The 11,798-nt window shown below is 71.1% G+C and carries 12 protein-coding genes; 9 read left to right on the forward strand and 3 right to left on the reverse strand.

Annotated features, from left to right (window positions below):
- Positions 1-292: 292 nt before the first annotated feature.
- From PV721_RS18755 to PV721_RS18765, 3 genes are all read left to right on the forward strand, one after another.
- A complete protein-coding gene (locus PV721_RS18755; RefSeq protein WP_319725762.1) occupies positions 293-1,081 on the forward strand; it encodes a glycerophosphodiester phosphodiesterase in 789 nt (262 codons plus the stop codon).
- A gap of 171 nt (positions 1,082-1,252) precedes the next feature.
- Complete coding sequence (locus PV721_RS18760) at positions 1,253-1,768, forward strand: ATP-binding protein (RefSeq protein ID WP_376611851.1); 516 nt, start codon at positions 1,253-1,255, stop codon at positions 1,766-1,768.
- A gap of 215 nt (positions 1,769-1,983) precedes the next feature.
- Complete coding sequence (locus tag PV721_RS18765) at positions 1,984-2,958, forward strand: DUF5926 family protein (protein ID WP_319725701.1); 975 nt, start codon at positions 1,984-1,986, stop codon at positions 2,956-2,958.
- Between the two features lie 180 nt (positions 2,959-3,138).
- Here the strand turns inward: PV721_RS18765 and PV721_RS18770 are convergent, their stop codons facing one another.
- The gene (locus tag PV721_RS18770; RefSeq protein WP_319725703.1) at positions 3,139-3,711 is read right to left on the reverse strand and encodes a hypothetical protein; all 573 of its coding nucleotides are present in this window, start codon (positions 3,709-3,711) and stop codon (positions 3,139-3,141) included.
- Positions 3,712-3,818: 107 nt separating this feature from the next.
- Complete coding sequence (locus PV721_RS18775) at positions 3,819-4,598, reverse strand: bifunctional DNA primase/polymerase (RefSeq protein WP_319725705.1); 780 nt, start codon at positions 4,596-4,598, stop codon at positions 3,819-3,821.
- Between the two features lie 402 nt (positions 4,599-5,000).
- Between PV721_RS18775 and PV721_RS18780 the strand changes: the two genes are divergently transcribed.
- Positions 5,001-6,554, forward strand: a complete 1,554-nt coding sequence (locus PV721_RS18780) for a PP2C family protein-serine/threonine phosphatase (RefSeq protein ID WP_319725708.1) — start codon at positions 5,001-5,003, stop codon at positions 6,552-6,554.
- A gap of 153 nt (positions 6,555-6,707) precedes the next feature.
- The gene (locus PV721_RS18785; RefSeq protein ID WP_319725711.1) at positions 6,708-8,174 is read left to right on the forward strand and encodes an aminopeptidase P family protein; all 1,467 of its coding nucleotides are present in this window, start codon (positions 6,708-6,710) and stop codon (positions 8,172-8,174) included.
- Between the two features lie 61 nt (positions 8,175-8,235).
- Here the strand turns inward: PV721_RS18785 and PV721_RS18790 are convergent, their stop codons facing one another.
- Positions 8,236-8,679 carry an ATP-binding protein gene (locus PV721_RS18790; RefSeq protein ID WP_319725713.1) on the reverse strand — a complete coding sequence of 148 codons (444 nt, stop codon included), beginning with the start codon at positions 8,677-8,679 and terminating at the stop codon, positions 8,236-8,238.
- A 252-nt stretch (positions 8,680-8,931) separates the two neighbouring features.
- Between PV721_RS18790 and PV721_RS18795 the strand changes: the two genes are divergently transcribed.
- The 4 genes from PV721_RS18795 to PV721_RS18810 all read left to right on the forward strand — a co-directional run bounded on the left by PV721_RS18795 (position 8,932) and on the right by PV721_RS18810 (position 11,790).
- The gene (locus tag PV721_RS18795; protein ID WP_319725715.1) at positions 8,932-9,765 is read left to right on the forward strand and encodes a hypothetical protein; all 834 of its coding nucleotides are present in this window, start codon (positions 8,932-8,934) and stop codon (positions 9,763-9,765) included.
- Between the two features lie 109 nt (positions 9,766-9,874).
- Positions 9,875-10,594: a YcnI family protein gene (locus tag PV721_RS18800; protein WP_319725717.1), complete on the forward strand. Its 720-nt coding sequence runs from the start codon at positions 9,875-9,877 to the stop codon at positions 10,592-10,594.
- A 66-nt stretch (positions 10,595-10,660) separates the two neighbouring features.
- The gene (locus tag PV721_RS18805; RefSeq protein ID WP_319725718.1) at positions 10,661-11,314 is read left to right on the forward strand and encodes an SCO family protein; all 654 of its coding nucleotides are present in this window, start codon (positions 10,661-10,663) and stop codon (positions 11,312-11,314) included.
- Positions 11,311-11,790, forward strand: a complete 480-nt coding sequence (locus tag PV721_RS18810) for a copper chaperone PCu(A)C (protein WP_319725720.1) — start codon at positions 11,311-11,313, stop codon at positions 11,788-11,790. Before PV721_RS18805 ends, PV721_RS18810 begins: the two co-directional genes overlap by 4 nt.
- Positions 11,791-11,798 lie beyond the last annotated feature (8 nt).

The following is an 11,798-nucleotide window of genomic DNA, read 5'->3' on the forward strand; positions in this document are numbered from 1 at the left end:
GGGGGGGGGGGGGGGGGGGTGTGGGGGCCGCGGTGCCCTCGTTCTCGGTGCTCACAGCGCTCTCTCCTCGTCACACACGGCTTCGAAAAATCTCTGGCGATCGGTCCGACTGAACGTTCGACGTGCCGCACAAGTTCCTGGGCAAAGCCTTTCCCATGACCCGTCAGAGCACTGTAAGCCGGACCTGTGCATCTCTCCCCATTCTTTATATCCGACATTTCGAATGGATCCACAGGATGGACCTCGACGGCGGGGGCCCTCTCGGTGGCACCATGACCCGGTGACCCACGCAATGCCGCGCACCATCCAGGTCGTCGCCCACCGCGGCGCCTCGGAGGACGCCCCCGAGCACACCCTGGCCGCCTACCGCAAGGCGATCGAGGACGGCGCCGACGGCCTCGAATGCGATGTACGGCTCACCGCCGACGGCCACCTGGTGCTGGTCCACGACCGCCGGGTGAACCGCACCTCGAACGGCCGCGGCGCCGTCTCGGCCCTGGAGCTGGCCGATCTCGCCGCTCTCGACTTCGGCTCCTGGAAGGACCGCGAGGAGTCCCCCGACTGGGACGCCGACCCCGAACGGACCTCCGTCCTCACCCTGGAGCGCCTGCTGGAGCTCGTCTCCGACGCCGGACGGCCGGTACAGCTCGCGATCGAGACGAAGCACCCGACCCGCTGGGCCGGACAGGTGGAGGAACGCCTCCTCTTCCTCCTCAAGCGCTTCGGCCTGGACACCCCGCCCGCCGCGGGGCCGCACCCGGTCCGGGTCATGAGCTTCTCCGCACGCTCCCTGCACCGGGTGCGCGCGGCAGCCCCGACGATCCCGACCGTGTACCTGATGCAGTTCATCTCGCCCCGGATGCGGGACGGGCGGCTGCCGGCCGGGGTGACGATCGCCGGTCCCGGGATGCGGATCGTGCGCAACCACCCCGGCTACATCCGCAGGCTCCAGGGCGCGGGCCACTCCGTGCACGTATGGACAGTGAACGAGCCCGAAGACGTTCAGCTCTGCGCTGATCTAGGTGTGGAAGCGATCATCACGAACAGACCCCGTCAAGTTCTGTCCCAACTGGGGCGCTGACGTCCCGATTTGCGCACCCGTCACCCCCATCCCTCCAGTAACAGGGTGTGCTCCGGCGCATCCGTTCCGCATTCGCCCGGCATGAATGCGTCAGAGGGGGCTGCTTCGGCGGTTTCCGGTCCAGGCCATGGGGGCATCCAGACCATGCGTGGGGCTAAGGAGGTTCCGGGGGTGGCGTTGGTGGTGGCACAAGAAGTGCCCACGTCGTCGTGCATGGACGTACGCCATGGTCCTGCGGGCGTGGGCGAGGCTAGACACCGGATGCGCGAACAACTGCGTATCAGCGGTGTGCCCGAATCGGTCGTGGACGATGCCGTACTGATCCTTTCCGAACTGCTCAGCAACGCCTGCCGACACGGCAGGCCCCTGGGCACGCGGGAAGTCGGGGACGGGGAGATACGCGCCGCATGGCGCGTCGACAGAGCGGGGCGGCTGACGGTCGAGGTCACGGACGGGGGCGGTCCCACCCGCCCTGTTCCTGCCACGCCCTCGGTCACCGCGCGCGGCGGCCGGGGGCTGAACATCATCAGCGCCCTTGCCCAGGACTGGGGTGTCCGGGACGGAGCGGCGGGTGAGGTCACCGTGTGGGTGGTCGTTGCCTGTGGGCCCCGGCACGAGGATTTCGCTACGCGCGTTGCGCCCCCGGCGATCGACTTCAGCACGGCGTTCGACGACCTGGATCCCTGACTTCGGGATCCGTGACAGCACAGCCCTGCCGCACACGTGAAGCACAGCGAACCGTACGACCAACAGAACAGCAGTACCGGTCATCCGCACAGGCGGCCGTCCGGGAGCGCACGCCGACCGTGCTCCCGGCCGCACCCCACCGGTTCCGGCGGTACGAACGGCTAGGCTCGCGCCCAGACACGACGCCGTACCGCCGCAACCGGGAGACACGCACGATGGCCAAGAAGCGCCCCGCAGCCAAGACTGCAAAGCCGCAGCTCAACAATGGTGAGATCCCCGTTGTGGGCGCGCGCGAGCCCTGCCCCTGCGGATCCGGGCGCCGCTACAAGGCCTGCCACGGCGCAGCCGCCGCGCACGCCGTCACCGAGCACGTGCAGCGCCCGTTCGAGGGCCTGCCGGGCGAGTGCGACTGGGTCGCGCTGCGCGAGCTCGTGCCCGCCGCCACCGTCCCGCTGACCCTCAAGGGCGGCCTGCCCGAGGGCGTTCCCTCCGTCACGCTGGTGACCGTACTGCCCATGGCCTGGCCGGCGCTGCGCCGCGAGGACGGGTCCGTCCTCCTCGGCCTGCAGAACGACTCGTCCAGCGGGGACCTCGGCCGCGACATGGCCGACACGCTGGAGCGCGCACTCGTGGCGGAGCCCGGTACCCCGGTCGCCGCCCGCCGGGTCCCCGCCGAGGGTCCCCGACTTCAGGATCTCCTGGACGCGGACGGCGGTTTCGAGCCGGTTGTGCACAGCGGCTTCGAATTCTGGATTCCGGAATCCGAGAGCGCGCAGAACGCCTCCCCGGAGATCGCCGCCTCGCTGGAGCGCGCCAACGCGGCCGCCATTCCCACCGTCAAGCTGACCGGCGTGGACGCCGCCTACTGGTGCGAGACCCCGGAGAAGAACCACCTGCGCTGGGTCATGCCGCACCCCGAGGAGAAGCTGCTCGACGCCCTCGCGCGGCTGCACGCGGCCGGCACGACCTCCCTCGGCGAGGGCACGAAGCTCGTCGGTTCCTTCCGTGCGCACGGCCTCATGGTCCCCGTCTGGGACCTGCCCACCGGGGTCACGGCCGACGACGTCGAGAAGCCCGCGGCGGAGTTCGCGGAGCGGCTGGCCGGGGCCCTGGCCACGGACGCCCCGCTGACCACGGAGGAGCGCCGGGCGCGCGGCGGACTCACCAACCGCCAGGTGACCCTCAGCTGACCGCGCGCACGCGTGGAGCCGGTGACCGGAGTCACAACTCCCGCTAATCGTCTGCAAATCGGTGTCTGAATATCAGAGATCGAATTTGCGAACAGGCGATCTCTTGTTACCGTTCTTGTAGCCCGGTCGCTGGTGCATCCCCCGTCGCCAGCGACCGGGCCCTTCCATTTACGGCGGAACTCAACCGTCACCCGGTCCCGATGGGTTGCTCCCGGACCGCAGAAGCAGCTTCCCTTCATCATCCGGAACTGCAAACTCCGCTACGGCCGAGTAACTGTCCGGATCCCCGGCCGACCCTTCCTTCGGCGTCTCGCACAGGCCCGGCTCGTCGCCCGCGCCGACCGCGCACCGGATCTGCACCGTGCGCCCGGCCGGACCCATCATCGTCAGGTCGGCATCCAGCGCGCGACCACTTGTGTTCCTGTAGTAACTCCGGCCCCACGTAAGGCCCTCGCCCACCAGCACGCAGGTCTGCGCCTCCACGCCGTGCGGCGAGGACAGTTCGGGACCGCAGCGGGAATCGGTCCGGGGCTGCTCGGCCGGACCGGGCTTCCCGGGCTCCACCGCCGCCGCCGACCGCGCCGGGGCCCCGGGAGACGTGCGAGGAGAGTCCGAAAGCCCGAGCGCCGAGAACAGGCCACCGCCTTTTCCGTCGTCCTGACCGGCAAAATCCGGCCCGGCGATCGCTCCGGCGAGCGGGAGCGACAAGATGATCAGCACACCGGCGCCGATACCGATCAGGCGGAGATTCATTCGCCGAAGATAGCGACGCGGGAATGGGGCGCGGAGATCCCCGCGCCCAATTCCCCTCGAAACTGGTCCCGCTGGCACCCGTACGAGTGATCCGCCGACGCCCTGCGTCAGTACGCGAGCCTGCTGCCGCCGCCGGGTGCGCCGCTGCTCGCCTCGACCAGCGCGTCCACGACCGCCTCGACCTCGGGCAGCCAGAGGTTCACCGCACCCCGCGGTTCCGGCTCCGTCGTCGACTGCGGCTGCACCTGACGCGGTTGTTGCTTCCCCCGCCGGGGGCGGGGGTGCGGCTGCGGCTCCCGTTCCCAGCGCACCTGGCCCCCGCTGGAGGCGGCGGACGGCGGCAGCAAGAGGTAGCCGCCCTCGCCGTGGAAGCGCAGCGAGGAGGGCACGTGGTCCTTCGCGTAGAGGAGTTCGCCGAGCCGCTCCAGCGAATAGGGCGCCACCAGCAGCGACCACCGGGTGGGCGTGGCCACGACCGGCCCGAGCCGCATGCCCTGCGCGTCCAGTCGTACGAGGGCTCGTGCGGCCGCGCCCGCCGGCAGGCTCACCGCGCACGGCGCGGCCCCGCCGGTGGCCATCAGAACGGGGGCGGTGGGCCGGTTGGTCCACCACCAGGCCACCATTCGGGGGTCGGTGGTGGCGGCGAGCAGCCCCGGGTCGAAGGGGTGGGCGCCGGGGACGACGCAGTCGGGATCGGGGCAGGCGCACCGCGAGCCGTCGGTGGCGGACCGGCCGACACCGGGCAGCACGGGCCACTGCCATGTGGTGGCGCAGACGAGCGCCGAGTCGAGGAGAGCGCACGCGGTGCCGCTCTGCCGCGGGTCGGGGCGCAGGGATTGAAAGCGATCGCGGAGCCGCTGGAGACGCCTTCCGAGGATCTCGCGCATGAGCGCTCGTTCCTTTCCGTTGAACGCCGAGGGCCACATCACACCATGTAACCGGTGTCTCACCACACGTACAGGTTTCGCGTCACTGTGCGCCAGAAGCAGGTTCCGGTTCGTGCAGGTACTTACGGGTCCATCAAACGTCCGGCGGGGGCGGAGCGCGACCGCGACGACGGCCGAGACCGGCTGCCGCCGCTAAGGACGACGGCCCGTGCCGGGTGGTTCCAAGCGGCTCCCGGCGGCACCAACTGACCCCGGGCGCCACCGAATACGTACCCGACCCCCCTGCGGCGCCCGCCCAGTCGACCTCAAAAACCGACTGCTTCCAGCTTTTTCCGGCCAAGTTCTAGCCTTGGCTCGACAGTGAGTTGCCGTCCCACGGACACCAGGATTCCCACCTGGGCAATGCTGGACATGCATCCACGTGTGCGTGTAGATGTGGATTCCTTGATGGCGGCGCAGCACGATCTGGGGGTTTGCGATGCTATATGGCGAATCGCACCAGGTGGAAAGGCGGACGCCATGAGCGCCCCGCATCTGCCGAAAGTGGCTGGAATCGATTCAGCAGTTACCGCGTCACCGCACACTGCGGCGCCCGCGTCCGCCCGAACGGCCCCCGCACCGGTCCCACCACCCGGCCCGGGCAGCGTCATCCAGGACCGGCTGGCGGGCATGGTCTCGGACCTCACCACCCTGCACGAGCTCACCGAGCGGCTGGCCCGCACCTGTGACCTCGACGCCTCCCTCCACGAGTTCCTGCGCGCCGGAGCCTCGCTCGTCGGCGCCCGCCGCGGCCTGGTCGTCCTGGAGCCCTCCGACGGGCTCGGCCCCACGAGCACGATCGGCCTCGGTCTCGGCCACGCCGAGCTCGGCCACATCGAGACCGTGCCGCGCAGCGCGACCTCGTACGGCCGGATCCTCGACGGACTGCCCGATGCCCACGGCGGCTCCGAGGTCCTCCCCGAACCGGGCGAGCCCCCCGGCACCGGGGGTTTCGCCGCCCCCGTCGACCCCCGTCACCGCGAGGTCGCAGCCCGTCTCGGCTACGCCGCCAGCTACGCGCTCCCGCTGACCGCCGAAGCCACCGGCAGGCTCGGGGCAGCCGTCTGGCTCTACGACGAGCAGGCCGAGCCGAACGACCGCCAGCGCGACCTCGCCGGGCTGTACGTCCGGCACGCCGCCGAGCACCTGGCCCGGATGCTGGAGGTGGAGCGCTCCCGCTCGCACCTGGCGACCGTCGCCGAGGAACTGCTGCCCAGCCGCCTCCCCCGGATCCCCGGGGTGCAGCTCGCCGCCCGCCACCACACGGGTCCGCGCGGCGGGGGCGACTGGTACGACGCCCTGCCGCTGCCCGAGGGCGCCCTGGGCCTGGCCGTCGGCTCCGTCACCGGATCGGGGCCGAGCGCCGTCGCCGCCATGGGGAGGCTGCGCGCATCGCTGCGCGCCTATGCCGTCATGGAGGGCGAGGACCCGGTGGCGGTCCTGTCCGACCTGGAACTGCTGCTGCGCCTCACGGAGCCGGCGCGTTCGGCCACGGCGCTCTTCGCCTACTGCGAGCCGGCCGGGGGCCCGCACTCCGACGGCCAGGTCCACAAGATCATCCTGGCCGGCGCCGGACACACCCCGCCGCTCCTCATCGGCCAGCACCGCACCGAGTACGTGGAGACCTCGCTCTCCGCACCGCTGGGCATGCTCTCCTGCTGGGAGGCGCCGAGCGTGGAGATCGAACCCGCACCCGGAGAAACGGTGCTGCTCTACACCGACGGGCTGCTGCACCACACCGGAGAGCCGATGGACCGGGCCTACGCACGGCTGCACGCGGCGGCCGCGGGCGCGCCCCGCAGCGTCCGGGAGGACCCGGCGGCCCTGTGCGAGCACATCCTGCGGACCGTGCTGCCCGAGGGGGAGCCGGCCGACGCCCCCGAGGACATCGTGCTGCTCGCCGCCCGTTTCGAGTGAGCCGCCCCGGGTAGGCCGCTTCGCGTTCGGCCGGGCCGCGGTCCGTGGTCCGTATCGTGACGGACGGCACGATTCGGACCGGCTCTCTCCGCACACGCATACGATGGATGCGGTCCACACCCAGGTCCGTACCGTCGTAGCTGAGGAGAAGACGTGGCTGACGAGCTCACCCCGGAGACCCCGGAAGAAGAGCAGCCCAAGAAGACGCACAAGCAGCGCAAGAACGGTCTGTACCCGGGCGTCAGCGACGAACTCGCCGAGAGCATGCGCACCGGCTGGGCCGACACCGAGCTGCACGGCCTGGAGCCCATCGCCCAGGCCGGGCACACCGCCGACCGGCGCGCCGCGCTGTCCGCGCGCTTCCCGGGCGAGCGCCTCGTCGTCCCCGCCGGCCGTCTGAAGACCCGCTCGAACGACACCGAGTACCCCTTCCGTGCCTCGACCGAGTACGCGTACCTGACCGGCGACCAGACCGAGAACGGCGTCCTGGTCCTGGAGCCCACCGGGCCGGCCGGGCACACCGCCACCATCTACCTGCTGCCGCGCTCCGACCGGGAGAACGGCGAGTTCTGGCTGTCCGGCCAGGGCGAGCTGTGGGTCGGCCGCCGCCACTCCCTCACCGAGGCCGAGCAGCTCCTGGGCATTCCCGCCAGTGACGTGCGCGAGCTCGCCGAGGCCCTCACCGAGGCCGAGGGCCCGGTCCGGTGCGTCCGCGGCCACGACCCCGTGATCGAGTCCGCCCTCACCGACAAGGTGACCAAGGAGCGCGACGAGGAGCTGCGCGTCTACCTCTCCGAGGCCCGCGCCGTGAAGGACGCCTTCGAGATCGGCGAGCTGCAGAAAGCCGTCGACTCCACCGTCCGCGGCTTCGAGGACGTCGTGAAGGTCCTGGACAAGGCCGAGGCCACCTCCGAGCGCTACATCGAGGGCACCTTCTTCCTGCGCGCCCGCGTCGAGGGCAACGACGTCGGCTACGGCTCCATCTGCGCCGCCGGCCCGCACGCCTGCACCCTGCACTGGGTCCGCAACGACGGCGACGTCCGCTCCGGCGACCTGCTGCTGCTCGATGCCGGTGTGGAGACGCACTCCCTCTACACCGCCGACGTCACGCGCACGCTGCCGATCAACGGCACGTACACCGACATCCAGCGCAAGATCTACGACGCGGTCTACGCGTCCCAGGAAGCCGGCATCGCCGCGGTGAAGCCGGGTGCGAAGTTCCGCGACTTCCACGACGCCTCGCAGCACGTTCTGGCCGAGAAGCTCGTCGAGTGGGGTCTGCTGGAGGGCCCGGTCGAGCGCGTCCTGGAGCTCGGCCTGCAGCGCCGCTGGACCCTGCACGGCACCGGTCACATGCTCGGCATGGACGTCCACGACTGCGCCGCCGCGCGCACCGAGGCGTACGTCGACGGCACCCTGGAGCCGGGCATGTGCCTCACCGTCGAGCCGGGTCTCTACTTCCAGGCCGACGACCTGACCGTGCCCGAGGAGTACCGCGGCGTCGGCGTCCGGATCGAGGACGACATCCTCGTCACGGAGGACGGCAACCGGAACCTGTCGGCCGGGCTGCCCCGCACCTCGACCGAGGTCGAGGCCTGGATGGCGCGCCTCAAGGGCTGACGCCCGCGCCGGTTCGCTTCGGTGGGCGGGATCCCTTGCGGGGTCCCGCCCATCACCGTGTCTAGGACACCTTCAGGAGCGCGTCGTCGCGCCACTTGAGCATCTTGTCGAAGCTCACCACCGCGCCGCGGCCGGGCCGGTTGCGGAAGCGGACGTGGTCCGCGAGTTCGGCGATCAGATCGAGGCCCCGGCCGTGTTCGGCCAGGGCCGCTCTGCGGCGGCCCTCCGTCGCGGGCGGGAACCCGGGACCGGAATCGGTCACCTCGATGCGGCAGCAGTCCCCGTCCAGATAGGCCGTGACGTGGTACGCCGCGGTCTCGTCCGGAAGGTCACCGCCTCCGCCGTGCTCCACGGCGTTCGCACACGCCTCACTCAGGGCCACCGAGAGGTCGAAGGAGATGTCCGGGTCCACCCCGGCGGTCTCCATGGTCCCCAGCAGCAGTCGCCTGGCGAGCGGCACGCTCGCGGCTTCGCGCCTCAAGTGGAGAGACCACCAGATGCTCATACGGTTACCTATTGCCGCCCGCGGCGGGCCGTAAGCGCTCTGCGGCCGTCCGGGCACGCATTGCCCTCATTCGGCCGATGCGGCTCTCCCGGGAAGCGGTGTATGCCTCCCGGAGGCATCACAGCCGCCGGGCCAGGACGGGACGGTGTGCACAGAGAGGACTCACGGGACGGTGTGCACAGAGAGGACTCATACGGACCTTCCGGACCTGCCGTATGGACGCCCCGGGCGCAGTGCGATGATGGCCCGGCCATGTCTGACCCCCACGCGACGCACGCCGGAGCCGGCCTCCGGCTCATCCGGGCCGCGGTGTTCACCGCGGTCTGTGTCGTGCTGTCCGCGGCCGGGCACGCCCTGGCGTCCTGCGCCGCCGTGCCCTGGTGGTCGCTGTGCACCGGCTTCCTCGCCGTCTTCGCCGTCGCGGCCACGCTCGCGGGGCGCCGGCGCACGCTGCCCGGCATCGCCGCCGGGCTCGCCACCGGTCAACTGGCCCTGCACGCGCTCTTCGGCCTCGGCCAGCACAGCACCGTGGCCGCGCCGGTACCGGCCGGCACCTCCGACGCTTCGCTCGCGGCGCTCGCCGCCCGGCTGGTCTGCGGGGGCAACTCCGTACCGCTCAGCCAGGCCGACGCCCGGCAGATCCTGGAGTCGGCGGGCCTGGACCCGGCCGCCCTGGCCCAGCAGGCCGGACAGGCCGGGCAGGTCGCCGCGCAGGGGCACAGCGCCCACGCGCACGTGGCCCAGGCCGCCACCGCGGCGCCCGCGACCGGCCTGTTCAGCCCGGCCATGCTGCTGGGCCACCTGCTGGCGGCGCTCGCCGCCGGCTGGCTGCTCGGGCGCGGCGACGCCGCACTCTTCCGGCTCGTGGAACTGTCCCGGCTCTCCGCCGAAGCCGCCCCGGTGCGCCCGCTGCGCGCCGCACTGGCCTTCGTACGCGCCCTCGGCGCCGGTCTTCCGGGCGCGCCCGCCCGGCTCCCGCAGGCCCTGCGCACCGGGGCCGACCCGGCCGCCTGCACCGGCCGGGAAGCACTCCAGCACACGGTGATCAGGCGCGGGCCGCCCACGGCCCTCGCCCTCGCGGCCTGACGCGGCACCCTCCTCACCGGGACACACGGTGGGAGCACCGGTGCCGCGACTCCGCGCGCTCCTGTGCGCGGATCCACCGTCACCACTGCTTCCGTGGAGTGTTTCTGCCATGAAGACCTCTCGCGTCTCCTTCGCCGCCGCCCTCGCCGCCGGCACCGTCCTCGTCCTGTCCGGTACCGCCTCCGCGCACGTCGGCGTGCAGCCCGTCGGAGAGGCCGCCAAGGGTGGCTACGCGACGCTCAACTTCAAGGTCCCCAACGAGCGCGACAACGCTTCGACCACCCAGCTCGAGGTCAACTTCCCGGCCGACCAGCCGCTCACGTCCGTCATGCCGCAGGACATCCCCGGCTGGACGTCCACCGTCGAGAAGACCAAGCTCGACAAGCCGCTGACGGTGCACGGCAAGCAGGTCAACGAGGTCGTCACCAAGGTGACCTGGACCGGCGGAAAGATCGAGGCCGGGAAGTTCCAGCAGTTCCCGGTCTCCGTCGGCAAGCTGCCCGAGAACGCCGACCAGATGGTCTTCAAGTCCATCCAGACCTACGACAACGGCGAGGTCGTCCGCTGGATCGAGGAGGCCAAGGAAGGCGCCGCGGAACCGCAGAACCCCGCGCCCGTCCTGAAGCTGACCGCCGCGAAGGGCGACCACCACGGCGACGCCAAGACCGGCGAGGCGAAGAACGCCGAAAAGGACGCCGGCCACGGCCACGACGAGGCCGCCACCGAGCACGGCTCGGACACCACCGCCCGCATCCTCGGCATCGCAGGCATCGTCATCGGACTCGGCGGGGTCGCCTTCGGCGTCGCCTCGCGCCGCCGCTCCGCCTGACCTGCGGCGCCCGTCGGCGCCACCGCTCCGCATCCGAACCATCCCCGATCCCAGGGACTCCTCTCCATGCGCACCACACGTGTGACGGCCGCCGCTCTCCTCGCAGCGGCCGCCCTCACCCTCACCGCTTGCGGCGGTGAGCCCGCCAAGCCCGGCTCGGTCACCCAGATCTCCGGCGGCCAGAGCAACGCCAAGGCCGCGACCGTCCTGGACCGCCCCTTCAACAAGCCGGAGCTCGTCCTCACGGACACCTCCGGCACGTCGTGGAACCTGCGTGAGCAGACCAAGGGCAAGCCGACGCTGATCTACTTCGGCTACACCAACTGCCCCGACGTGTGCCCGCTGACGATGAGCAACATCGCCGTCGCCAAGAAGGCACTCCCCCAGGCCGACCAGGACAACCTGCAGGTCGTCTTCGTCACCACCGACCCCGAACGGGACACTCCCGAGGCCCTCGGCTCATGGCTCAAGGGCCAGGACCCGTCCTTCATCGGACTCACCGGGGACTTCGCCGCCATCCAGGCCGCCGCCCGCACGCTCGGCATCGGTATAGAGGCAGCCACGAAGGGGGCCGACAACAAGGTCGTCTCCATGCACGGCGCCCAGGTCATCGCGTTCTCTCCCAAGACCGACGAGGGCTACGTCCTCTACGGCGAGGGCACCACCGTCGACGACTACACCAAGGACCTGCCGAAGCTCATCAAGGGAGAGAACCCGTGAACGCCCGCGCCACCCGCAGCCTCGCCGCCGCCCTCTCCCTGACGGCCGCCCTCGCCCTGTCCGGCTGCTCCGGCGACAGCGAGCCGAGGATGGCGGTCAGCGGTGCGTTCATGCCCCAGCCCGTGAACGACAAGATGGCCGGCGCCTTCATGGTCATCAAGAACAGCACCGGGACCGCCGACAAGCTCACCGGTGCCACCTCCCCGCTCTCCGACGATCTCCAGGTCCACGAGACCAAGGACCAGAAGATGCAGCAGGTCCAGTCGATGGACGTGCCGGCGAACGGGGAACTCCGGCTGGAGCGCGGCGGGAACCACATCATGTTCATGGGGCTCAAGAGCACTCCGAAGGTCGGGGACAAGGTCACCGTCGAGCTCCGCTTCGAGAAGGCCGGGACCGTCAAGGTCGAGCTGGACGTGAAGGAACGGACGTACAACGCGCAGACTCCGAAATCCACGGCTGGCGAAGCCCACTGACGGACCGA

Source organism: Streptomyces sp. MB09-01 (genome assembly GCF_033794505.1).
GTDB lineage: Bacteria > Actinomycetota > Actinomycetes > Streptomycetales > Streptomycetaceae > Streptomyces.